The 21,316-nt window shown below is 63.9% G+C and carries 21 protein-coding genes and 3 pseudogenes; 10 read left to right on the plus strand and 14 right to left on the minus strand.

The annotated features are described in order from the left end of the window. Positions 1-126 precede the first annotated feature (126 nt). A pseudogene (gene istA / locus QT386_RS21665) lies at positions 127-1,344 on the plus strand (IS21 family transposase); the annotation flags it as partial. Next, positions 1,337-2,140: an IS21-like element helper ATPase IstB gene (gene istB / locus QT386_RS21670; protein ID WP_289275839.1), complete on the plus strand. Its 804-nt coding sequence runs from the start codon at positions 1,337-1,339 to the stop codon at positions 2,138-2,140. The pseudogene istA and the gene istB, both read left to right, overlap by 8 nt. Positions 2,141-2,284: 144 nt before the next feature. On the opposite strand, the gene QT386_RS21675 is transcribed toward istB, so the two are convergent. Then, positions 2,285-2,587, minus strand: a complete 303-nt coding sequence (locus QT386_RS21675; protein WP_007182542.1) for a putative quinol monooxygenase — start codon at positions 2,585-2,587, stop codon at positions 2,285-2,287. A 66-nt stretch (positions 2,588-2,653) separates the two neighbouring features. On the opposite strand from QT386_RS21675, the gene QT386_RS21680 reads away from it, so the two are divergent. The 3 genes and pseudogenes from QT386_RS21680 to QT386_RS21690 all read left to right on the plus strand — a co-directional run. Next, positions 2,654-3,667 (plus strand): GlxA family transcriptional regulator, encoded by a 1,014-nt coding sequence (locus QT386_RS21680; protein WP_289275840.1) that lies wholly within the window; start codon positions 2,654-2,656, stop codon positions 3,665-3,667. 228 nt (positions 3,668-3,895) lie between these two features. Then, entirely contained in the window at positions 3,896-4,960 is a 1,065-nt protein-coding gene (locus tag QT386_RS21685; protein ID WP_289275841.1) for an alkene reductase, read from the plus strand. 32 nt (positions 4,961-4,992) lie between these two features. Continuing rightward, a pseudogene (locus tag QT386_RS21690) lies at positions 4,993-5,325 on the plus strand (alcohol dehydrogenase catalytic domain-containing protein); the annotation flags it as partial. Positions 5,326-5,345: 20 nt separating this feature from the next. On the opposite strand, the pseudogene QT386_RS21695 reads toward QT386_RS21690, so the two are convergent. The 9 genes and pseudogenes from QT386_RS21695 to QT386_RS21735 all read right to left on the minus strand — a co-directional run. Next, positions 5,346-5,495: pseudogene (locus QT386_RS21695) on the minus strand (IS5/IS1182 family transposase); the annotation flags it as partial. A gap of 219 nt (positions 5,496-5,714) precedes the next feature. Continuing rightward, the gene (locus QT386_RS21700) at positions 5,715-6,056 is read right to left on the minus strand and encodes a helix-turn-helix transcriptional regulator (RefSeq protein ID WP_367401479.1); all 342 of its coding nucleotides are present in this window, start codon (positions 6,054-6,056) and stop codon (positions 5,715-5,717) included. Further along, positions 6,022-6,666 (minus strand): maleylacetoacetate isomerase, encoded by a 645-nt coding sequence (gene maiA / locus QT386_RS21705; RefSeq protein WP_289275843.1) that lies wholly within the window; start codon positions 6,664-6,666, stop codon positions 6,022-6,024. Before maiA ends, QT386_RS21700 begins: the two co-directional genes overlap by 35 nt. Further along, positions 6,663-8,006 (minus strand): MFS transporter, encoded by a 1,344-nt coding sequence (locus QT386_RS21710; RefSeq protein WP_289275844.1) that lies wholly within the window; start codon positions 8,004-8,006, stop codon positions 6,663-6,665. Before QT386_RS21710 ends, maiA begins: the two co-directional genes overlap by 4 nt. Positions 8,007-8,013: 7 nt before the next feature. Beyond that, entirely contained in the window at positions 8,014-8,496 is a 483-nt protein-coding gene (locus tag QT386_RS21715; protein WP_289275845.1) for an aromatic-ring-hydroxylating dioxygenase subunit beta, read from the minus strand. Next, the gene (locus tag QT386_RS21720) at positions 8,493-9,755 is read right to left on the minus strand and encodes an aromatic ring-hydroxylating dioxygenase subunit alpha (protein ID WP_289275846.1); all 1,263 of its coding nucleotides are present in this window, start codon (positions 9,753-9,755) and stop codon (positions 8,493-8,495) included. The genes QT386_RS21715 and QT386_RS21720 overlap by 4 nt, the downstream gene beginning before the upstream one ends. Before the next feature lie 18 nt (positions 9,756-9,773). Continuing rightward, on the minus strand, positions 9,774-10,469 hold the full coding sequence (locus tag QT386_RS21725; protein WP_289275847.1) for a fumarylacetoacetate hydrolase family protein: 696 nt from the start codon (positions 10,467-10,469) through the stop codon (positions 9,774-9,776). 49 nt (positions 10,470-10,518) lie between these two features. Continuing rightward, positions 10,519-11,568, minus strand: a complete 1,050-nt coding sequence (gene gtdA / locus QT386_RS21730) for a gentisate 1,2-dioxygenase (protein ID WP_289275848.1) — start codon at positions 11,566-11,568, stop codon at positions 10,519-10,521. Between the two features lie 10 nt (positions 11,569-11,578). After that, entirely contained in the window at positions 11,579-12,562 is a 984-nt protein-coding gene (locus QT386_RS21735; RefSeq protein ID WP_289275849.1) for a 2Fe-2S iron-sulfur cluster-binding protein, read from the minus strand. Between the two features lie 154 nt (positions 12,563-12,716). On the opposite strand from QT386_RS21735, the gene QT386_RS21740 reads away from it, so the two are divergent. Together QT386_RS21740 and QT386_RS21745 are read left to right on the plus strand one after the other, a co-directional pair. Next, positions 12,717-13,925, plus strand: coding sequence for a CaiB/BaiF CoA-transferase family protein (locus QT386_RS21740; protein WP_289275850.1), 1,209 nt, complete (start codon positions 12,717-12,719; stop codon positions 13,923-13,925). 8 nt (positions 13,926-13,933) lie between these two features. Further along, positions 13,934-14,863, plus strand: coding sequence for a hydroxymethylglutaryl-CoA lyase (locus QT386_RS21745; RefSeq protein ID WP_007184414.1), 930 nt, complete (start codon positions 13,934-13,936; stop codon positions 14,861-14,863). Here the strand turns inward: QT386_RS21745 and QT386_RS21750 are convergent. Beyond that, positions 14,853-15,758 (minus strand): LysR family transcriptional regulator, encoded by a 906-nt coding sequence (locus tag QT386_RS21750; protein WP_289275851.1) that lies wholly within the window; start codon positions 15,756-15,758, stop codon positions 14,853-14,855. The two genes, QT386_RS21745 and QT386_RS21750, sit on opposite strands and share 11 nt — an antisense overlap. A gap of 152 nt (positions 15,759-15,910) precedes the next feature. Between QT386_RS21750 and QT386_RS21755 the strand changes: the two genes are divergently transcribed. The 3 genes from QT386_RS21755 to QT386_RS21765 all read left to right on the plus strand — a co-directional run bounded on the left by QT386_RS21755 (position 15,911) and on the right by QT386_RS21765 (position 18,885). Beyond that, positions 15,911-16,231, plus strand: coding sequence for a non-heme iron oxygenase ferredoxin subunit (locus QT386_RS21755; protein ID WP_040453672.1), 321 nt, complete (start codon positions 15,911-15,913; stop codon positions 16,229-16,231). A gap of 34 nt (positions 16,232-16,265) precedes the next feature. Further along, positions 16,266-17,792: an aldehyde dehydrogenase gene (locus tag QT386_RS21760; protein WP_289275852.1), complete on the plus strand. Its 1,527-nt coding sequence runs from the start codon at positions 16,266-16,268 to the stop codon at positions 17,790-17,792. Between the two features lie 70 nt (positions 17,793-17,862). Then, the gene (locus QT386_RS21765; RefSeq protein WP_289275853.1) at positions 17,863-18,885 is read left to right on the plus strand and encodes a 2Fe-2S iron-sulfur cluster-binding protein; all 1,023 of its coding nucleotides are present in this window, start codon (positions 17,863-17,865) and stop codon (positions 18,883-18,885) included. 60 nt (positions 18,886-18,945) lie between these two features. Here QT386_RS21765 and QT386_RS21770 read toward each other — a convergent pair whose 3' ends face one another. From QT386_RS21770 to hcaB, 3 genes are read right to left on the minus strand one after another with little or no spacing between them, the layout of a single operon-like run. Then, complete coding sequence (locus QT386_RS21770) at positions 18,946-19,812, minus strand: fumarylacetoacetate hydrolase family protein (RefSeq protein ID WP_289275854.1); 867 nt, start codon at positions 19,810-19,812, stop codon at positions 18,946-18,948. Between the two features lie 15 nt (positions 19,813-19,827). Next, complete coding sequence (gene gstA / locus QT386_RS21775; protein ID WP_367401480.1) at positions 19,828-20,445, minus strand: glutathione transferase GstA; 618 nt, start codon at positions 20,443-20,445, stop codon at positions 19,828-19,830. Positions 20,446-20,471: 26 nt separating this feature from the next. Then, positions 20,472-21,287, minus strand: a complete 816-nt coding sequence (gene hcaB, locus QT386_RS21780; protein ID WP_289275856.1) for a 3-(cis-5,6-dihydroxycyclohexa-1,3-dien-1-yl)propanoate dehydrogenase — start codon at positions 21,285-21,287, stop codon at positions 20,472-20,474. Positions 21,288-21,316: the final 29 nt, after the last annotated feature.

Genomic DNA, 21,316 nt, shown 5'->3' on the forward strand with positions numbered 1-21,316 from the left:
CATCCGCTTCCTTCAGAAATCCGATGATCTGCTCTTCCGAATACCGCTTCTTCACGTCCGACCTCCTGGGGTCTTGGGTCGGACTCTAAACCACGGTGCTACTCAATTTTGGGGTAACGTCGTGCCGGCAGCTACAGCCGCATCACCGAGTTCGTCCGCCGCTGGCGGGCCGAAGCCGGGGCCGTCACCGCCCGCTCCGCCTACGTGCCGCTGCGCTTCGACTGGGGCGAAGCCTTCCAGTTCGACTGGAGCGAGGAAGGCCTGGTGATTGGCGGCATCTGGCGCAAGATCCAGCTGGCGCACATGAAGCTCTGCGCCAGCCGCGCCTTCTGGCTGGTGGCCTACCCCAGCCAGGGCCACGAGATGCTCTTCGATGCCCACAGCCGCTGCCTGACCGGCCTGGGCGGGGTCGCCCGGCGCGGCATCTACGACAATATGAAGACCGCCGTCGACCGGGTGCCGGGTCGCGGCAAGGCCCGCATCGTCAACGCCCGCTTCGCCGCGATGACGGCGCACTACCTCTTCGATCCCGACTTCTGCAACGTCGCCTCGGGCTGGGAGAAGGGCCGGGTCGAGAAGAGCGTGCAGGACACGCGCCGGCGCATCTGGCAGCAGGCCGCCGATCATCGCTTCGCCAGCTTTGGCGAACTCAATGTCTGGCTGGCAACGCAGTGCACCGCAGCTCGACAGGCGCCGCACCCCGAGTTTCCCGGCATGAGCATCCAGGAAGCCTGGGAGCACGAGCAGCCGCAGCTGATGCCGGTACCGACGCCGTTTGATGGCTACATCGAATCCCCCGCCCGGGTGTCGAGCACCAGCCTGGTCTCGATCGCCCGCAATCGCTACTCGGTGCCCTGTGCGCTCGCCGGACATCGCGTCAGTGTGCGGCTGTACCCCGAGCGCGTCGTGATCGTCGCCGAGCAGGCCATCGTGGCCGAGCACACCCGGGCCAGCGATCGTGACCATGTGGTCTACGGCTGGCAGCACTACGTGCCGCTGATCGAGCGCAAGCCCGGCGCGCTGAGAAACGGCGCGCCGTTTGCCGATCTGCCGGCCCCATTACAACGGCTCAGCCGCGCGCTGCTGCGCCGCGACGGTGGCGACCGGGTGATGGCGCAGGTGCTGTCGGCCGTGCCGGTCTTCGGGCTGGAAGCGGTGCTGGTCGCCGTCGATCTGGTCCTCGAATCCGGGCGGCCCAGCGCCGAGCATGTGCTCAATGTCCTGGCCCGATTGCGGGAAGGGCCGCCGCCGGAATCGGTCGATACCGCCCTGACGGTCACGACCACGCCGATCGCCGACCCGCGGCGCTATGACGCGCTGCGCGAGGAGGTGGGCCATGGCTGACCTGATCGCCGATCTGAAGGCGTTGCGCCTCTATGGCATGGCCAGCTGCTATGCCGACTGGGGCGAGCAAGGCAGCACCGGTGGGCTGACGACCTACGAGTCGCTGCTGACCCACCTGGTGCAGGCCGAATCGACCGACCGTGGCCTGCGCTCGATCCGTTACCAGATGCATGCCGCCCGCTTCCCGATCCATCGGGATCTGGCCGGCTTCGACTTTGATCAGTCCAAGGTCGAGCGTCGGCAGATCACCACGTTTGCCAGCACCGCCTTTACCGAGAAGGCCGAGAACATCGTGCTGATCGGCGGCACCGGAACGGGCAAGACGCATCTGGCGACGGCGCTGGGGGTCGAAGCCGTCACCCGCCATGGCAAGCGCGTGCGCTTCTACTCGACGGTGGAACTGGTCAATGCGCTGGAGCAGGAGAAGGCGGCCGGCAGGGCCGGCCGTCTGGCCCATCAGCTAATGCACCTCGATCTGGTGATCCTGGACGAGCTGGGCTATCTGCCGTTTTCCCAGGCTGGCGGGGCGCTGCTGTTTCACCTGCTGTCGAAACTCTACGAGCACACCAGCGTGATCATCACGACCAATCTGGTCTTTGCCGAGTGGAGCAGTGTGTTTGTCGATCCCAAGCTCACCACGGCACTGCTGGACCGGCTCACGCACCACTGTCACATCGTGGAGACCGGCAACGAGTCCTATCGCTTCCGGCACAGCAGCAGCACGGCCAAGGCCCGCATCAAATCCCGTGAACAGGCCAAGACCCAGGCCAAGGAGGAAATCGACGAAGCCATCTGACAACCGATAGGATCAGACCACGCCGGGGGCTATCGCCCCCGGCTTCCACCCCTGGTCAATTTTCAATGAGCAGAGGTGGTCAGTTTTCAACGAGCGGCAACACCCCATCCTGCAGCGTGACCTGATTGGGTCAAGGCCGGGTTGTCATGCAGGCAGTTTGGCTGCAAGCAGTTCGACCTTCTCGATATTGGGCGGAGAACTGAGCAAGGTCGCTGCGTTGGCCATCAAGGCCGCGGCGATCTGGCCGTTCAGATGTGCCTGGCGACCAGCCTCATCGGCAAAGGCATCGAACACACCAAACGTCGAAGGGCCAAACTTCAATGCGAACCAGGCCGTGGTGCCGGACTCGGCGTTGGCGAGCGGCAGTGCGCTGGCCAGGAAGTCGGCAAGCGCAGCCTCCTGGCCGGGTTTAGCTTCGAGGCGAACAAACAGGGCGAGCTTGGTCATGCTGTATTCCTTTGGGTAAATGGAAAAGTGGGGGAAGGGATCGACGAGACTGCAGTCTAAGTCTTCATGACAGACATCTCTATCGGCAATAATGACAACATTGATATCATTGTTGCCATGAAACTCCACCTCCTTGTTTGTGATGGCGTGTTTGATCTGGGGCTTGCGGCGCTCACTGACACAGTGGGCTTAGCCAATGCGATGGCGGGCTCGCTGCCACAGGCTCCCGCGCACATAGAGCTCACGCTGGTGGGCATGCGGCGTCGCATCCGAACTGCGCAAGGCTTGACGGTCCCCGTGGTCACTGCGCATGGTGTGCCCGAACCAGACGTAGTGCTCGTGCCAGCGTTTGGCGACAAGATGCCTGACACGCTCTCGGCTCGACTCACACGCCCCGATGTGCCCGACGCGGTCGCGGCGCTACAGCAGTGGTCCACCGCTGGCGCGCACCTTGGTGCCGCTTGCTCCGGTAGTTTCTTGCTTGCAGAGAGTGGCCTGCTTGATGGGCATCGTGCGACGACGTCATGGTGGCTGGGGCCGATGTTTCGGCAGCGCTATCCGAACGTCACGCTGGACGAGTCACGCATGATCGTGAACTCGACACGCTTCACCACCGCGGGTGCCGCTTTGGCCCACGTCGACTTGGCCTTGCGCATCATCCGAGGGCGCAGTCCGGCGCTGGCGGCCCTGGTGGCACGCTATCTGCTGGTCGAGACACGCAGTTCGCAAGCCGAGTTCGTGATTCCCGACCACCTTGCGCATGCCGACCCGATGGTGGAGCGCTTCGAGTGCTGGGCCAGACGTCGGCTCGCGCAGGGGTTCTCGCTGGCCGAGGCGGCCAGCGCCGCGGGCACAAGCGAGCGCACCTTGGCGCGGCGGCTGCAAAGCGTTTTGGGCAAGACACCGCTGTCGTATTTCCAGGACCTGCGCGTGGAGCATGCCGTGCATCTCTTGCGCACCGGAAACGCGAGCGTCGACCAGGTCGCCGCACAGGTCGGGTACTCGGATGGGGTGACCCTGAGGGCCCTGTTGCGCCGCAAGCTGGGCCGGGGTGTCAGGGAGTTGCGACGCGGGGGATGACCAAAGGCGTTTGGTGCATGTACGGCTGGAGACCGCCGCGAAACTGTCGGAAGCAAAGGCCTACCCACTTGCGTCTACTACATCGTGCGTTGGGTGCAAAAGCACCAGCCGTGCCAGAGCAGTCTTCAGTGACCTTTCAAAGTTCAGAGACTTTTCAAAGTTCTGAGTGTTGGGAATACTGTTAGCTTTACCACTGTTTTCTGTTCACCAATCTGGGGTTTCATCCACATGTTATTCAATCCACTTCAAGTAGGTTCTCTCACCCTGCCCAACCGCATCCTTCTGGCACCACTGACACGCGCCCGTGCCGACGCTGGCCACATGCCCAACCCGCTGATGGCCGAGTACTACAGCCAGCGAGCCACCGGCGGCCTGCTGATTTCCGAATGCACCATGGTGGCGCCCGGTACATCGGCCTTCGTCAATGAGCCTGGCATCTACAACGACGCGCAGATTGCAGCCTGGAGGCAGGTGACCGACGCGGTGCACGCCAAGGGCGGACGCATCTTCATGCAGATCTGGCACGCTGGCCGCGCAGCCTACCCTGGCGCTGCCGATGGCGCCCCCATTGTCTCCAGCAGCGCCACCGCTATTGAGGGTGAGATCCACACGCCCCAAGGCAAGGTGCCGCACGCGGTGCCCCGCCCCCTGACCGTCGACGAGATTCCCGGCATCGTCGCTGCGTTTGCTCAAGGCGCGCGCAACGCCATTGCCGCCGGCTTTGATGGTGTGGAAGTACACGGCGCCAACGGCTACCTGATTGACCAGTTTCTGCGCGACACGCCCAACCAGCGCACCGATGCTTACGGCGGATCGCTGGAAAACCGTGCACGTTTGCTGTTCGAGGTACTCACTGCCGTGACCCAGGCGATCGGTTCCGAACGTGTGGGCCTGCGCCTGTCGCCCCTCAACAGCTTCAACAGCATGAAAGACAGCGACCCGCTGGCCCTCATCGGCTTCCTGGCCGATAGGCTCAATGCCTTCAAGCTGGCTTACCTGCACGTGATGCGCGCCGATTTCTTCGGCGTGCAGAAGGCCGATGTCATGCCCGTAGCGCGTGAGAAGTATAAAGGCGTGTTGGTGGGCAACATGGGCTACAGCGCTGATGAGGCAGAGGCGGCCATCGCCGCAGGCAAGCTTGACGCTGTGGCCTTTGGCACCGCCTTCCTGGCTAACCCGGACCTGCCCGCACGCATCAAGGCCAAGGCACCGCTGAACGCGCCTGACTCCAACACGTTCTACGCAGGTGGCGCCAAGGGCTATACAGACTATCCGACACTGCAGGTCGCATAAATCAAAGCCCATTCAAAAGCGAGGTATCCGTAATGGCACGCATTGTCAGAATTCATGAATACGGTGACGCCAGCGTTCTGAAGCTGGAAGATCTGGACGTACCGGCGCCGGCAGCAACCGAGGTGCAGATTTGCGTCAAAGCTATTGGCCTGAACCGTGCCGAAGTGATGTTTCGCAACCATGCGTATCTACAGGAGGCCGAGTTCCCGAGCCGCTTGGGCTATGAGGCCGCTGGCATCGTGGTCGCAGTCGGTAGCGACGTAACCGAGACAAAGGTTGGCGATGCCGTCGCTCTAATCCCTCCATTGGATATCGCTCGCTGGGGCACCTACGGCGAGCTGGCCAATGTACCGGCTCATCTGGTGCGGCCAGTGTCCTCTGCGTGGACGCCATCGAACCCCAGCTTAGCGAGATCCAGCTCGTCGACGAAGGCATCGATCACTCGAACCGGGTTGTCCTCGCCGATGTAATCATCAAGACGCTCTGGGAAGAGGACGCTTTGCGTTCTGTCTTCACCTTCGATGAAGCGGCTCATCCGATTCTCCGTCTCCGCAGACGGAGTTTGCCCAGCAAGCTTTAGGCCGTTTTCACACAGCCTCGGCTGATCAGCGACTGTCGCTTAAGTGTCAGTTATCGCCTTCGAAAATGACCGCCTCCGAGATGCTCGGATGAAGACCTAAGGGCACATGCGTATATGGGCGGGAGAAGCGAAGTGGCCGTCTCGCTTGCTCGGCCTCCTGCTACAACGTGATGCCTATGCATGCCAGGATGAGTAGGCTTCCTCACCAGCATCAAACGTTCTCACGGCATCCAGGCGCGACCCTACTCCCAGCTTCGAGTAAAGATTCTTTCGATGAAACTTGATGGTGTTGATTGACACCCCCAACGCCTTTGCAGTCTCGAGAGCGGTCAACCCGTCCCGCAAGGCTTGGAAGACGAGCTTCTCACGGTTCGTCAGGACCTCTACTCTTACTCTGGAGTTGCGACCACGCAAACCGATCCCAGCAAATGACATCGAAGTTTCCCGGTCAGGAACATTAAGTGCCGGCTGCCGGCTCGCATCACTCCGCATCCGGTTGATTCGCCGGATGTGCATTCTGGAAAGCCTTCAGAATATTGCAGGCCTGCTCGATGCGCCGCAGGTTCGGATAGGCGTCCAGCGCCATCCCGAAGCGCTCCGCATTGAATAACTGGGGCACCAGGCAACAATCCGCCAAAGTCGGTCGATCGCCGAAGCAAAATGCACCGCGGCGCGGCGATGTGGTCAGCCTGCTCTCGAGCGCTTGTAGCCCGAGATCGATCCAATGGCGTATCCAGGTCTGCTTCTGCTCCTCCGACAAGCCTATCGGGCCGGTCAAGTACTTCAGGACGCGCAGATTGTTTAGCGGGTGAATATCGCAGGCGATGGCCAGCGCGATCTGCCGGACCCAGGCACGGTCGGCGGCGGAGGCCGGCAGCAACGGCGATTCCGGGTAACGCTCGTCGAGATATTCAATGATTGCCAATGACTGGGCGATACGTTCGCTACCGTCTTCCAGCACCGGTACTAGCGCCGCGGGGTTTGTAGCGCGGAACTTCGCCAGGAACTGCTCGCCCCCATCTCGCGTCAGATGCACGGGCAGATGTTCGGCCTCCAGCCCCTTGAGGTTAAGCGCGATGCGGACGCGGTAGGAGGCGGAACTGCGGTAGTAGGTGTGAAGTTTCATGGAAGCAGGTTCCGGGACGAGGGGGCGGGAGCCGGGGCGCTCAGCCGCGCCAGGCCGAAGATCGCCGCTGCCGTGACCAGCGCCGGGATCGCGCAGGCCAGCACCAGTTGGTCTGGGGACCACCCCCAGCCCAGCAGAAGTCCACCCAGCAGCGGACCGGCGACCGAGCCTATTCGACCGATGCCCAGCGCCCAACCGACACCGGTAGCACGGATCGCGGTCGGATAGGCCTCGGCAGCCAAGGCGTTGAGGCAGAATTGCGCGCCGACTACGCCCGCGCCGGCCAAGAAGATCGCTGGCAGTGTCAGCCGCGGTAGCGCCGTCACGTGGGCCAGCGCCGCCACGATGGCGGCAACCAGCACGAAGGCAGCTCCCAGCGTCCGGTAGGGGCCATAGCGTCGCACCAAGGCAGCCAACAGGATGCCCCCGCCGATCCCGCCCAAGTTGAGCAACGACGAGGCCAGGATCGCCAAGCTTAGCGAGTAGCCGGTCAGCGTCAGCAGGGTCGGCAGCCAGTTGACCATGAAGTACATGACCAGTAGGTTCATGAAGAACGCGGTCCACAGCAGCAAGGTGACCTTCGTGCGCCGACCGCGGAACAACTCCCGTAGAGGAAATCCCGGATGCGGCGGTTCGCCGGCGATAACGCTTCGCAAATCATGCCGTCTGTCCGGCTCCAGCCGTTCCAGCACGCGCTGGAGTTCACGGCTACGAGCGCGCCGCAAAAGCAGGAACCCGGGCGACTCCGGCAAGCGCCAGGCCAGCACCAGCGTCAGCATCAGGGGGACAGCGCCACCGAGCACGAAAAGCGCCGGCCAGCCCAAGGTTGGAATCCACAGCGCGCTAAGAACGCCACCGAGGATAGAGCCCAGCGGGAAGCCGCAGAACATCAGCGTCACCAGCATGGTGCGCAGTCGCGCCGGAGCATACTCGGAGGTCAGCGCGATCAGGTTGGGCATCGCGCTGCCCAGGCCTAGCCCGGTCAGCAGGCGCAAGGCCAGCAATTGTCCGGGTGTCTGCGCCCAAGCAGTCGCCAGTGCGAATACGCCGAACAGCAGGGTCGAAACCACGATCGTCCACTTGCGCCCCCAACGGTCGGCCAGCGGCCCGCCGATAAGCGCGCCGGCCATCAGACCCAGCAGCCCGGCACCGAACACCGGCCCCAGCGCCGACGGCGCCATGCCCCATTGCTCGGCAATCGCGGGAGCGACGTAAGCGATGACCTGGGTGTCGAAGCCGTCAAGCAAGGCCACCAGAGCGCACAGCGTGACAACCTCAAGCTGCAGGCGTCCCAGCGGGCGCGTGTCGATCAGCTCGGTGATCCGAAATACGCCGGTCATTAAGTTCCTAGATTGGGTAGATGATCGCGTTGGGGATCATTTCGCTGTCGTAAATGCAGAAGCGCGACGCGAACTTCAGCGCACCATCTACCCTCACCACTTCGTCCAGATAACGGCCGACATTGAACACCGTGCTGATTTCCCCAAGCTTGGTACGGAACACCGCGTAGTTCGCCTCCAGGAACCAGCGCCCGCGATCCACCGCCAGGACGCGCGGCAAGCTCACGACATGCCGTTGGTAGTAGGGGTCATGGAACAGGGTCTCGCGGATTCCGTAGACGCGATCCTGCAGCATGCCCTTGCTATGGAAATGCAGCGTCGCCAGCGGCAGCCCACGCTCATGGTTTTCGCGCGGCTGGAGCTTGTAGACGCAATCCTCGGTGAAGAACTCCGGCCAGCCGTCCCAGTTGCCCGCATCGACGGTGGCCGTATACTCGGCGTAGAGCTGCAAAAGCTCGGTGTACACCAGCGGTTCGAGTGCCTGATTCATACGCCCATCACCCGCCGCCAGTATTGATACATGCCCCGAATCAGTGTCTCCGAGGCGATGTTGGTTGCCTCTTCGCTATCGTGCCCACCCATTTCCAGCAGGCATTGCTGGTCTGGCTTTTCCTGGAACCCCATCTGCGAGAACTCGATGACCTCGCCGTCGTCCGCGGAAACATAGCCGGACGGGCCGAACAGGTTGGCTTGCAGCAAGCGCCGCTGGATCATCTCGTCGCTGTCGTCTTCGAAGGCGAAGTGAGTCCACACGAAATCAAACACGCCAGGCCCGCGCGGTTGGATATGCCGCATCGAGAGACTATTGACCTGCTGCTGAATGATCAGGCTCGGAAACAGCGTCAACATCACCGCGGTCGGACCCTTCCACCATTCCTCTGGCACGATGTCGAGTTGGCGCGGGTCGCGCAGGCTCATGTCGGCTTTGTAGCTGGTCACGCCGGAGACGACGTCCCCGGCCGGCTTGCCGACGCTGCGCACGCCGATCATCGCGGCATGGCGCTTGTGCGGGTCCATCTTCAGTGAGGTCTTGCTGTCGGCGCGCCACAAGCCGAAGGTCACGAACCAGCTATGCAACAGGCCCGGATGATAGGGATCCTTGATGTTTTCCTGCATCAGCTTCCAGTTTCCCGGGATTCGTTGCCGGTTGTAGCCCAGTATCTTCAGCTTGCGGCCGTCGAAAACGCGGTCGAAGTAGGACAGGATCGTCGGACCGAGGTAGTCCTCAAAGGACTCCAGCGAGTGGTCGAAGCTGGCAAACACCACGCCGCCGCGCACCGCGACCTTGAGCGAGGTCAGGCCGCGGCCCTCCATCTGGAAATCAGCCGGCATGCCGCCATTGAGCTGACCGTCCTGGCGGATACCTCGGCGATAGGGAATGCCGCGCAACTTGCCCTCAAGATCGTAGGCCCACTGATGGTAGGGGCAGACGAATTCCTTGCGGTTACCCTGGCGCTCGCGGCAGAACTGCGCGCCGCGATGGGCGCAGACGTTCTCCAGCACCCGCACGCCGCCGTCCTGGGTGCGCACCATGATGACCGAACGCTCTCCGACAACCGAGCGGCGGAAGTCGCCCGGGTGCGGGATCTCGGCCTCCAGGCCGATATAGCACCAGTGACCGGCGTAGTAGAAGCGCTCGAGTTCGCGTCGATAGGTATCCGGATCCGTGTAGACCCAATAGGGCACGCGGTGCACCCCGTCGCCCGGCCAACCCGGCGACGAAGGGAGAGTGATGGGGGCGTCGTTCATGGCGGTTCTCCTGAGCGGTCAGCCCGCCACGCGTACCTGGATTTCGCCTAGACCATCGATCCGTCCCAGCATCAGGTCGCCGGCGACCACCGCGCCGACGCCTTCCGGCGTGCCGGTCATGATCAGATCGCCCGGTTGCAGGGTCTCGAACTGCGACAAGAAGGCGATGCACTCCGGCACGCTCCAGATGAGCTTGGCGATATCCGAAGCCTGGCGCGGCTGGCCATTGACAGCGACCGATATGGAAGCGGATTTCGGATGGCCCACGTCGGCGACCCGACGGATCGCGCCGATCGGCGCAGACTGCGAAAAAGATTTGCCGAACTCCCAGGGGCGCCCCTTGTCGCGAGCCTCCAGCTGCAGGTCACGGCGCGTCATGTCCAGGCCCACGGCGTAGCCGTAGACCAGCGACTCGGCCTCGTCCTGCGACACCGCCCTGCCCTGCCGGCCGATCGCCACCACCAGCTCGATCTCATGATGGAAGTTGCCGGTCATCGGCGGATACGGAATCTCCGCGGTCTGACCGTTGACGACCACGATCGCGGAGGCGGGTTTCATGAAGAAGAACGGCGGCTCGCGCTCGTCCTGGCCCATTTCACGGGCATGGGCCGCGTAGTTGCGGCCGACGCAGAAAATGCGATTGACCGGAAACTGTTCGTCGCTGCCGGCCACCGGCAGCACATAGCCCGGCGCGGGCGAAAATGTGTACTTCACCAAACTCTCCTCGAGTACTGTGATTCGGGTTGTGAACCTGGATGTGTAATCAGGCCTTTTGCTCGCGCCATAGACCCAGTAGTCGCTGGACCGGGCGGTCGGAATAGCTGAACAGGATGGTTTCGCAAGTCACTTGGAGGCGCAGTTCATTCCAGGAGGGCACGACGAACACGTCGTTCTCGCCAAAGCGCAGTTCGGTCTCGCCGATGCGCGCCACACCGCCGCCCTGCAGGCAGATAAAGATGCTGCTGTCGGTACTGCGGCAACCGCGGGTCTCGAAGCCGGCGGGTAGCAATTGAGCCGCCGCGCCGATCGTCGGCATCGGGGAACCTCCAGTGGCCGGGTTGACGTAGCGAAGCTTGTAGCCGTGATGCGGATCGATGTCGCCTGATGCGATCCCACGCAGCGCCTCTCGCGTCCGGGCGTAGGGATAGACGAAGACCTTGGTCGGATCCTGGCGCTGCGGCTCGAAATCCACCGGCAGCATGTTGTACCCGTAGCGCGCGAGTGCATCGCCCTCGCGCCGTATCACCGCTTGCTCGTCTTGCGCGCTCTTTTCAGCGAAGCCGGCGTCGAGCAGTTGCACGATCGGGATGTCGAGGCCATCGAGCCAGATCACCGGCTGCGTGCCGGAGTTTCCGTGATCGTGGAACGTCCAGGCCGGGGTGATGATGAAATCACCGCGGCGCATCGTCGTGCGCTCGCCGTCGACTGCGGTGTAGGCGCCCTCGCCTTCCAGTACCAGGCGCAGCGCCGACTGCGTATGACGATGTGCCGGCGCGACTTCACCCGGCAGGATCAGCTGCAGGCCGGCATAGAGACTCTGAGTGATGCGCGACTGCCCCCGCAATCCGGGATTCTCCAGCACCAGCACCCGGCGCTCGGCCTCGTGCGCGCTGATCAACCCGCCGGCTTCAAGCAGGTAGTCGCGGGCCTGGTTGTAGCGCCACAGTGCCGCCTGTGCCGGGCTTCTCGGCGTCGGCGGCACCAACGTCCCTAGCACTTCCCAGAGCGGCGTGAGGTGGTGGCGGTCGATGCGTTCGTAGTACTCGCGGCGGGCATCGAGGCCAGCGGGGTCGATCATGGCAGCGGAGGTCATGGGAGCCTGGCTAGTTTCCGGTGATGTGAAAGGGTTCGGCGTAGATGCTCTGTTCCGCCATCTGCTTCTCCCGCAGCGTACGCACCGTGGCGTCCACCGCGTGCGGCGATCCAAAAACGTAGCCGCGCCAGCCCGCAAGGCTGGGGAAATCAGCTGCGATCGCGCTTGTCAGCAGGCCACGCCTCATGCCACGGTCGAGGGCTCCGGTGGCGACCACGGTGTGTGTGCACGCCGCCGGCAACTGCTCCAGAACCTGCGCCAGTTCGTCCTGGCCATAGACGTCTTCCCGACAGGTGAACCCCAAGTAGATCTGCAGCGGATTCTTCATTCCTGCGGCGGCAATGCCGCGCAGGATCGACAGCGTCGGTGCCAGGCCTGTGCCGGCACCCACACAGAGGATGGGATCTTCATTGCGAGATCGCAGGAAGGTGATTCCCAGAGGCCCACGCAGCTTGAGCACGTCGCCGGGCTTGAGCTCTCCGGAAAGGCGGGCGGAAGCACGGCCCCCTGGATGGAGACGCGCGTGGAACTCCAGTTCGTTTCCCGGCAATCCACACATCGAGTACGGACGGGCAAGGCCGCGCTCGAATTCCAGCTCGACGTACTGCCCTGGGGAAAATGACAGCGGCAACTGTGGCCGCACCCTCAGCCGCAGGGTGTCGCGGGACAGAGGCGCCACCGCCACCACCTCGGCCTTCATCGTGCGCGCCGGGTGAACTACCACCTCTTCCGGCGCAGGAATCTCGATCACACAGTCTTCGGTCAGCACGCTCTGGCAGGCCAGCACGCAGGACCACCCCGGAACCGGCGACGGACGCATCTGCCGCGCCGTCCCCACGACTTTGCCGCGCAGGAGCCGGCAGCGACAGACGCCGCAGCGTCCGTCCTTGCAGCTGTGCGAGATAGGAACCTGGTTGCCCAATAGCGCGTCCAGCAGGGTCTCCCCCGCCTGTACTTCCAGGACACGCCCGCTGGGTCGCACCACCAGTTCCACCCTCGCTCTCCTCTGATCCACTTCGATTGCAGAATCGGAGATGCCCCACCATAAGTAAATCGTATAGGGTGAATGATGCCGTTCACTCTCGTGAATGTTGCGCCCGGAGGATCGCGGGCTAGTCTGCGCACTCCGACATCGACAGGGATCAACGATGAGCAGCGACGCACGTACCGACCCGCCGCCTCTGACAGGACTCAAGGTTCTCGAATTAGGACAGCTGATAGGCGGTCCCTTCGCCGGCAAGGTCCTCGGCGACTTCGGCGCCGAAGTAATCAAGATCGAGCCGCCGGGACAGGGCGACCCGCTACGCAACTGGCGCCTGCTTCGCAACGGCACCTCGGTCTGGTGGCAGATACAGTCGCGCAACAAACGTTCGGTGACGCTGGACCTGCGCCAGCCCGAGGCGCAGGACATCGCGCGACGGCTCGCGGCAGAGGCCGACGTGTTGATCGAGAATTTCCGCCCCGGCGTGCTGGAGGACTGGGGGCTGGGATGGAAGGAGCTGTCGGCGCTAAACCCGGGCCTTGTGATGCTGCGCATCTCCGGTTATGGCCAGACCGGTCCTTACCGCGACCGTCCCGGCTTTGGCGTCATCGGCGAAGCCATGGGCGGCCTGCGCCACCTCAGCGGCGAGCCGGGACGCCTGCCGGTTCGGGTTGGCGTCAGCATCGGCGATACCCTGGCCGCTCTGCACGGTGCGATCGGCATACTGCTGGCGCTGTATCACCGCAAGGTCAACGGTGGGGCCGGCCAGGTGATCGACGTGGCGCTGTACGAGGCCGTGTTCAACTGCATGGAGAGCCTGCTATCGGAGTACAGCGCCGCCGGCGTCATACGTGAACCAGCGGGCAGCGCGCTGCCGGGTATCGCACCCAGCAACGCCTACCCCTGTAGCGACGGCCACGTCCTGATCGCCGGCAACGGCGACAGCATCTTCAGGCGGCTGATGGAGACGATCGGCCGCCACGACCTGGCACAGGACACGGCACTAGCCGACAACGAAGGCCGTGTTGCCCGCGCCGCGCAGCTCGATGAAGCGATCGGCGCCTGGACCCGGCTACGCCGCGTCGAGGAGGTACTGGGGGCACTGCAGGCCGAACGCGTGCCCTGCGGCCGGGTCTACTCCGCCCGAGACATCGCCGAGGACCCGCAATACCGTGCACGCGGCATGATACAGACCGTGACCACGCGGGAGGGCGACATGCTGGAAGTTCCGGGCATCATCCCCCAGCTGTCGCTAAGTCCTGGCGGAATTCGCCACCCCGCGCCGCGGCTAGGTGAGGACACCGAGGCCGTGCTGGCCAGCCTTGGGATCGAGGGCGAGCGCCTTTCTGCCTTGCGCGGGGCGCGCATCGTATGACCCATGCAATGAATCCGCGTCCCCGCATCCACCTCACCGAGGTCGCCCCGCGCGACGGCCTGCAGGCCGAAGCCTGCTTTGTGCCCAGTGCCGACAAGATCGCGCTGATCGACATGCTGTCGCGCAGCGGCCTGGCCAAGATCGAAGTCACGTCCTTCGTATCGCCCCAGGCCATCCCGGCGCTGGCCGATGCGGACGCCGTGCTCGGCACGATCCATCGCGCGCCGGAGATCATCTACACGGTCCTGGTGCCGAACCTGCGGGGCGCCGAACGCGCACTGCCATTGCGGCCGGACGAATTCAACCTGGTGATGTCGGTCAGTGAGAGTCACAACCGTGCCAACCTGCGCCGCAGCTGCGAAGAGTCCTTCAGCGCCTTGCGCGAGGTCGTCGCCCTGGCACGCACGGCCGGCATCGCCATCAACGTCTCGCTATCCACCGCCTTCGGCTGTCCTTACGAAGGTGAGGTCGCTCAGGCACGTGTGCTCGACTGGGCATGGCAGTTCTTCGATCTCGGCGTGGACAGCATTGCGCTCTGCGATACCACCGGAATGGCCTACCCCGCCCAGGTTTCCACGATCAGCGCCGCCTGGGCGCGACGATGGCCGCTGGAGACGCTGACACTGCACTTCCACAACACCCGCGGCATGGGCCTGGCCAACGTGCTGGCCGGCGCAGCTGCAGGCGTCAGGCGCTTCGACGCTTCGCTGGGCGGATTGGGCGGCTGCCCGTATGCGCCGGGTGCCACAGGAAATGTCTGCACCGAGGACGTCGCGCACATGCTGGAGTTGCAGGGCTACGACTGCGGCATCGACATCGACATCCTGCTCGCCGCTTCCGAGAGGCTGCAGAAGCTGGTCGGCCACGAAGTCCCCGGTCAAATCCTCAAGGCCGGGCGGCGCCTGGAACGGCGCCCCGCGGCCATCGTCAAACGGTAAACAGTTCGAACAGCAATCGCCGCAGCCACTGGTTGGCCGGGTCGCGATGCAGCTTGGCATGCCAAAACAAGTCGATGGAGTGATCCGGCAGTTTGACCGGATGCGGCACGCATGTGAGCTTGAAGGGACCTTCGAGGCGTTTCGCGAGCCGCTCCGGCAGGGTCGCGATCAGGTCGGTTTCCTGCAGGATATGGCCCATCGCCACGAAATGCGGCACTGACAACTGTATCCTGCGCTCGGCGCCCTTGCGGTCAATCAGCTTGTCCACTTCTCCGTGACCGGTGCCATGGAGCACCACCACGGCGTGTTTCGCCGAGTAGAAATCTTCCTTGCTGACGATCTTGCGCTTGGCCAGCGGATGCTGGTTGCGGAACACGCAGACGAAGCGCTGACGAAACAGGCGCTGGCGGAAGAAGCTGCCCTGCAGCTGCGGCAGCAGGCCGATCGCAAAATCCGCGCGGCCGCTCTCCATGTCGTCCTTCAGGTTTGCCGGGTTGTGGCGGATCGTCGACAGGGTGACGCCCGGCGCCATCTCCGCGAGCCGGTTCAGCAGCGGCGGAAGGAAATAGATCTCGCCGATGTCGGTCGCCGCAATGGTGAAGCTGCGCGTGCTGGTCGCCGGTTCGAACACACTCTCCTGGCTCAGCGCGCTCTTGATCGTATCGATCGCGTAGGCGATCGGTTCGGCCAGCTGCAGCGCACGAGGCGTGGGTTCCATGCCGTGAGAGGTACGAAGGAACAGGTCATCGTTGAGCAGCTTGCGCAGGCGGTTAAGCGCGTTGCTCACCGCTGGCTGCGAGACCCCCAGGCTTTCGGCGACGCGCGACACGCGCCGCTCGATTACCAGCTGGTTGAACACAAGCAATAAGTTTAGGTCGACTTTATTCAGATCCATGGCGCCTCCATTTGAACCTGACGCGCGCTGGCCCGACATTCAGCGGAGTGATGAGGTTCATTACTCTCATTCTATTGAATGATGCTCTGCCGTTCACGATCCTTTGGCAACAGCTGACAGACCAACGGTCGAGAATCGGAGAGCGCACTTCAATGACAAGAAAAATACGGCTTTGTAGCAGGGCCGACGTCCCCGCTGCCGGCATGTTGCCCCTGGACATCGCCGGCCTTCCGCCGGTTGCCGCCTTCGACGTCGGCGGCGAAATCTACGTCACCAGCAACGTCTGCACGCACAACGTCGCCCTGCTGAGCGACGGCTTCTTCGAGGGCGACACCATCGAGTGCCCCCTCCACGGCGGTTGCTTCAACGTAAGGACCGGTGAGGCCACGCAGTTCCCCTGTGAAGTGCCGCTGCAGACCTACCCGGTGATCGTCGAGGGCGGCGATCTCTATACCGAAATCAAGGATCACTGACGGACAAGCCGCCAGTCGAACGAGGAGACCAGAAATGACCAAGAGCGAATTCCCGGACCGCAACGGCGATGCCGCCCAGGCAGCGAAATACTTCCAGAAGGAGTATGGCCACTTCATAGGCGGCACATGGGTCCAGGGCGCCAGCGGCGAGCGCATCCCGATGATCAATCCCGCCAACGGTCAGACTCTGTCGTATATCCAGTCCGGCAACGCCGAGGACGCGCGCCGAGCTGTCGATGCCGCAGCGCAAGCCTTTCCGGCCTGGTCGCAGACGCCGCGCTCCGAGCGCCAGCGCGTCCTCTACGAGATGGCGCGCCGCCTGCGTGCGCGAATGGCCGACTACGCGATGATGGATTGCCTGGACAATGGCAAACCCGCTATGGAAGCGATGCATTTCGACCTGCCGATGGCCATCGAGCAGTTCGAGATATTCTCCGGAGCTCCTTGGTTCCTTCATGGCCAGTCGATCGACGCGCCGAATACCCTGGGTATCGTGCTGCGTGAACCGCTGGGGGTGGTGGCGCAGATCATTCCCTGGAACGTTCCGCTGATCATGATGGCCGCGAAGCTGGCGCCGGCTCTGGCCGCGGGCAACACCGTGGTGCTGAAGCCCTCCGAGATCGTCTGCCTGTCGGTGCTGGAGTTCTTCCGCGAGATGGCAGATCTTCTGCCGCCAGGCGTGGTCAACGTCGTCACCGGATATGGCCCCAGCGTCGGTGAGGCACTGGTGACGCACCCGAAGGTGCGCAAGGTCGCCTTCACCGGCTCCCGTCCGACGGCACAAAAGCTGATGCAGTACGCCAGCGTCAACATCATTCCGCAGACCATGGAGTTGGGTGGCAAGTCCGCCAATATCGTCTGCGAGGATGCCGACCTGGATGCCGCCGCCGAGGGCGCGGCGATGTCGACCGTGCTCAACAAGGGCGAGGTTTGCCTGGCTGGCAGCCGCGTCTTCGTGCACGAAAAGGTCAAGGATGTCTTCCTCGACAAGTTCACCTCCCTGCTCAAGCGCGTGAAGGCAGGAGACCCGCGCGAGCCGACGACGCAGATCGGGCCGCAGGTCTCCAGGACGCAATACGACAAGATCATGGGCTACCTCGAACTCGGCCAGCAGGAGGGCGCCAAGCTCGCCGCCGGTGGCCGCAAGGCCACCCCGGCCGGGTTCGAGGATGGCCTGTTCATCGAACCGACGGTGTTCTTCGACGTCGACAACAGCATGCGCATCGCCCAGGAAGAAATCTTCGGCCCGGTCAGCTGCGTCATCGGCTTTCGCGACGACGAAGAGGTGGTGCGCATGGCCAACGACTCGGTCTACGGTCTCGGTGGCGGACTGTGGACCAGGGACCTCTCCCGCGCCCATCGCATCGCGCGGGGCCTGGAAACCGGCACGGTCTGGGTCAACCGTTACTACAACTTCCTTGGCGGCATGCCGGTCGGCGGCTACAAGCAGAGCGGTTTCGGCCGCGAGTTTGCCGCCGAGGTGATGAATCACTACACCCTGACCAAGAGCGTGATCGTCAACCTTGCTGAAGGTCCGATCGGCGTCTTCGGGCAGCAGTAGGCCTCCCTTCTCCGTCCTTGGCGGCTGCGCGGGCAGTGTCGACGCCGGCCGCCTTTTCTATTCCATACACATGGCCAGGCACCTGATTACCCTCGAAGCCAGCGGTCAGAGCTTTCCTTGCGATGCCGGAGATACGGTGCTGCGTGCCGCGCTGCGTGCCGGAATCGCCTTCCCCTACGAGTGCAATTCCGGTGGCTGCGGCTCCTGCCAGTTCGAAAGGGTTTCCGGAGACCTCGAAGAATTGTGGCCTCAGGCCCCGGGCCTCACGCCACGGGCCCGCGAGCGCGGGCGGCAGTTGGCCTGCCAAACGGTCCCCAGCGGTGACTGCACACTGCGCGTCCGGCTCAAGCCGGACTGCCAGCCGTCGCTGCGACCCACGCGGCGGCGTGCGACCCTGGTGTCGAGAACGCGGCTGACCGCCGACATGGCCGAGTTCAGCTTCCGCGCAGGGGACCCGGCGGATTTCCTGCCCGGCCAGTACGCCTTGCTGGACCTGCCGGGCGTCGCTGGCGCCCGCGCCTACTCCATGTCGAATCTGCCGAACGGCGAGGGCCTCTGGCAGTTCGTGATCAAACAAATAGGCGCCGGTCGCGGCGGCGCGGCTCTGTTCGAGGGCCTGCAGCCCGGCGATACGATCGGCCTGGACGGCCCCTACGGCATGGCACACCTGCGCCCGGACAATGACCGCGACATCGTCTGCGTCGGCGGCGGCTCGGGCATTTCGCCACTGCTGTCGATCTTGGCCGCTGCGGCACGGGCACCGCAGCTGGCGTCCCGGCGGCTGCTGCTGTTCTACGGCGGCCGTACGCCGGCAGACCTCTGCGCGCCGGCCCTGCTGGCGCGCGATGAGGCGCTGGCCAGAAGAGTCGAGTGCGTCACCGCGATCTCCGACCCAGCGCATGCCGGGGCCTGGGAAGGCCAGCGCGGCTTCGTGCACCAGGTGCTGCAGGGGTGGCTGGAGTCGGCAGGCGATGCCAGCAGATACGACTACTACTTCTGTGGCCCGCCGCCGATGACGGACGCACTGCAGCGACTACTGATGCTGGAAAAGCGCGTGCCAACCGCACAGCTGCATTTCGACCGTTTCGTCTAAGCGGATACACCGCGCCGGCAAAATGCCGGCGCGGTGATTGGAGACGAGCCTTCTGTACGATCAGACGTAGCGGTCCGCCACCTGGATGCTGAAACGGCCAATCTGCGCGATCTCCGCGTCCACCCGGTCACCGGGCAGCAACGGCCCCACCCCCTCCGGCGTGCCCGTGAAGATCAGATCGCCCGGATGGAGCGTGTAGAAGCTGGAGGCGTATTCGATCAGGCGCGGCACATCGTAAATCAGCTGCCGGGTATTGGCCGACTGCCGCAATTCGTTGTTGACCCAGAGGCGCAGATCCAATACGCCGGGATCCGGAATCTCGTCGCGCGTCGCCAGCCAGGGCCCGCAGACCGCATAGGTGTCCGGCGACTTGCGAAAGCTCTGCAACTCGGGGCCGCGGATCGTGATGTCCAGGCCGATGGCGTAGCCGGCGACGTAGTTCAAGGCCTCCTCGCGGGACACTTGGTGGCAGCGCCGACCGATGACCACCGCCAGTTCCACTTCGTGGTCATTTCGGCGATCGGGAAAGCGCAGGCGAATCTGTTCGGAGGGACCGATCAGCGCGCTGCTGGCCTTCAGGAACAGGCCCCAGTCCCAGATGCTCCGGGTCATGTCGCGCCCATGCGCAATGGCTGCGTCCTGGCTGGTCTCGTCGATGTGTGCCCGGTAGTTGATCGGCGCATTGACGATCTTGCCGGGATTGGCCACCGGTGAATCCAGCGCCAGGCGATCCAGCGCCAGGCGCGGTGCCGCGGGCAGCAGCTCCCGCACCCGCTCCAGTACGGTGTCGAAATGCAGGATCAGGGGATCGCCCTGTGCCAACGGCCAATGCTGCAGGGGGATCGCGGCCAGCGCCGGCGTCACGTCCAGAACGCCGTCTCCTACCAGAACTCCGAGGCGGTTGCCGTTGAATCGACAGATTTTCATGTCATGCCCCGCGCTTCAGGTCATATCCTTCAGCAAGCCCTCCGCGCGCAACGCGGCCTGCACCGCCTGGCGGGCGGCGATGCGCTGCTGGTATGCCCCGATCACCGGCCAGCGGCCAAGATCGAAACCGATGAAAGCGCCCCAGCCATTGACCGTGAACAGGTAAGCGTCGGCTATCGTGAAGCAATCGCCGACCAGATAGGTGCGGTCGCGCAGCTCGTTGGCCAGCCAGATATAGCGCCGCTCCAGCGCGGCTATCGCAGTCTGGCGCTGCTCGGCGGTGCAAGCCGGGTTGAACAGCGGGCTGTACTGCTTGTGCAGTTCGGAGGAGAAGAAGTTCAGCCAGGCCTGTAGCTGGTAGCGCTCTCGGCTGCCGACTGGCGGCGCCAGTCGCAGCCCCGGATTCTGGTCCGCGACGTACTGCAGGATCGCCGGCCCCTCAGTCAATACCGAGCCGTCGGCAAACTGCAGCGCCGGCACATAGCCCTTGGAATTGATCGAGAGATAGTCGCCGCCGGAGGCGGTCCGGCGGCTGGCCAAGTCGACCTTCTCCAGCTCGAAGGACAGGCCTGACTCGCGCAAGGCGATGTGTGCCGCCAGCGAGCAGGCGCCGGGACTGTAGTACAGCTTCAGCATGGGTTTTCCCCTATGTAATGGAGTTACAGGTTCTCGCCGCCGCAGACATTCATGATGCCGCGCACGCCGAAGCCGCCATCGCTGTTGATGACGACACCGGTGATGGGCGCCGCGTTTTCGCGCGAGGCCAAAAGGACGTAGGGTCCGCAGGTCTGTGCCGTCGTCGGCGCCATACGCAAAGGCGTGATTCCGACGATCATCTGGTCGAATTCATCGATCTGGTTCAGCGCCTGCTGCGCGGTCCCCGTCGCGACCAGGCCGCTGAGGTTGGTGCGCAGGCCACCGGGGGCGACGCCGTTGACGCGCACCTTCGGTGCCAGCTCATGCGCCAGCTGCTTCACCAGGCCGACCAGCGCATGCTTGGAGGCGGTATAGATCGGGCCGCCTCCGCCGGCATAGAAGCCGGAATTGGAGATCGTGAAGATGATGCTGCCCTGGCTCTTCAGCAACTCCGGCAGCGCTGCCCGGGCCCCGAGGAGGCCGCCCTTGACGTTGACCGCGAACAATTCATCGAAGGCCGCGGAAATCTTCTCAGGCTCCAGCTGCGGCAGGGCCTGGAAGAAATCAAAGATGCCCGCGTTGGCGATAAAGGTGTCCAGCCGGCCGAAGCGCGCGGCGGTCTGTTCCACCACACGGGCATTGTCCTCCCAGGTCGTGACATCGCCCGTTACGACCTCGACCTGATCGCCGAAATCGCGCCGCAGTTCCTCGCCGCGCTCGGCGCTGCGCTCCAGTACGCCCACCCTTGCGCCTTCCTTGATGAAGCGCTCGACCAGCGCCCTGCCAAGCCCGGAACCGCCGCCGGTGACGATTGCCACATTGCCTTCAAGCCATCCCATGCTTCGCTCCGCCATGTTGTTTCTCGTCT

Origin of the sequence: Solimonas sp. SE-A11 (genome assembly GCF_030345715.1) — a bacterium.
Lineage (GTDB): Bacteria > Pseudomonadota > Gammaproteobacteria > Nevskiales > Nevskiaceae > Solimonas_A.